Below are 2,030 nucleotides of genomic sequence, written 5' to 3' on the forward strand. Positions count from 1 at the left end.
AGTCCAGCCACGTGAAGGAGGTATCGATCGGCTGATCTTCGGGCCAGTGTCCAAGGCCCGTCCCCGCGCTCCCATGCGTCGTTGGTAACGGCGGGGTGTGAAGCGGAGCGTTCAAGCCCAAGAGCGTCCCGGCCATCGGGGTGCAACAGGCGAGGGGAAGGCTGGACGGGCGAACGCAAGTGAACCCTCGATGATGCCCCGTGACTTTGAGACCGCGTCGATGGCGTGCTGGCGGCGGTCACAGGACCCGGTGCTGCAAGGCACCGAGCGACCTCCGGGTAACTGAGCCCGGAGGGAGGACACCGCTGGTCCCGGGGTAGAGGGGGCGCCCACCCCAGCCGCGTCTTACTGGTGCGGAACGTGGAAACCCCGTCGAGGTCCAAGCCACCGGCTTGGTAGGCCGACCGCAAGGGAGGCTGAAGTCCCCGGCGGGAGAAGGAAGATCCAAGAAGCGAAGGCCGGCAGGCCGAAAGGCCGGAGGAAACCGGGAGATCGGGACCTTCACCCGCTCTCGCATAACTCGCCGGATACGGGTCCTGGTGGCCCGGCCCGAAAGGGCGCCCACGTGGATCAGGTGAGCCTTTGAAGTCACCACTGCAAGGAAGCCGGAACCGAGGGACAAGTTAGACACCGGAGGCGAACATGGAGATCACGGCACCTGTCGTGACGTCCGCGCCTGCGGTGAACGGACCCGAGGACGACTTACCCGACTGGCACGGCATCGACTGGGCCACCTGCGAGAAGAACGTACGGCGGCTGAGGCAGAGGATCTTCAAGGCAACGCGGGACGGCGACCTGGAGAAGGTCTGCAACTTGCAGAAGCTCATGCTGCGAAGCCGCAGCAACACGCTGATCAGCGTGAAGCGGGTGACGCAGCAGAGCAGTGGTCGCCTGACCGCTGGCATCGACGGGGAACAGGCCCTCACGGCGAAGGCGAGAGGCACCTTGGCGGCCGAGATCCATCGGTCGTCGAAGCCCTGGAAGGCCAGGCCGGTCAAGCGAGTGTTCATCCCGAAGAGCAACGGGAAACAGCGACCACTCGGCATCCCGGTCATCCGTGACCGGGTCCTCCAGGCTCGCGTGAAGAACGCGCTGGAACCCGAGTGGGAAGCGCGGTTCGAGCCGAGGTCCTATGGCTTCCGGCCCGGCCGCAGCTGCCAGGACGCGATATCCGCGATCTTCTGGACGGTGAAGGGCAAGAACCCGAAGCGTCTGTGGGTCCTGGACGCGGACCTGTCGGCGGCATTCGACCGCATCGACCACACCCACCTCATGACCATGCTCGGACAGTTCCCCGCCAGGGACTTGATCCGCGGCTGGCTGAAGGCGGGCGTGATCGACCGCGGCCGGTTCGCACCGACCGAGGAGGGCACTCCTCAGGGCGGTGTGATCAGCCCACTGTTGCTGAACGTTGCTCTGCACGGACTGGAACAGGCCGCAGGGTGCCAATACACGGTGCGGGCCGGGCGTGAGCCCGGCGCCATGCCGGGCACTCCGGTGCTGGTGAGGTATGCCGACGACTTCGTCGTGCTCTGTCACGACGAGGAACAGGTGCACCAGGTCAGGGCCTGGCTGGAGGACTGGCTGGAGCCGAGGGGTCTTCGCTTCAACGAGGAGAAGACTCAGGTCGTCCACCTCGATAAGGGGTTCGACTTCCTCGGTTTCACCGTCCGCCGCACGGGCGGAAAGCTGATCATCAAGCCGAGCACGGCGGCTTGCGCGAGGCTCCGGGCGCGATTACGGACCGAGGTGAAGGCCCTGCACGGGTCCAATGCCGAGGCTGTGTTGCGCAGGCTGATCCCGATCGTTCGCGGTTGGGCTGCCTACTACCGGGCGGTGGCATCCACGACGACGTTCTCGTCGCTGGATCACTACATGTGGCGGCTGACCTTCAAATGGGCCAGACGTCGTCACCGCAACAAGTCGAGTCACTGGGTCGCGGCCCGGTACTTCGGCAGGTTCCACCCGTCCCGGCGAGACCGGTGGGTGTTCGGCGACCGCGACAGCGGCGCCTTCCTCATCAAATTCGC

At 65.7% G+C, this 2,030-nt stretch carries 1 protein-coding gene; it reads left to right on the forward strand.

The genetic code is table 11. From position 1 onward, the window contains the following. Positions 1-642 precede the first annotated feature (642 nt). Positions 643-2,030: group II intron reverse transcriptase/maturase (ltrA, locus tag ACFYMU_RS33365; RefSeq protein WP_388381473.1), on the forward strand; the 1,388-nt coding region annotated here is incomplete at its 3' end.

It is taken from the genome of Streptomyces sp. NPDC007264 (assembly GCF_042869095.1).
Taxonomy (GTDB): domain Bacteria; phylum Actinomycetota; class Actinomycetes; order Streptomycetales; family Streptomycetaceae; genus Streptomyces.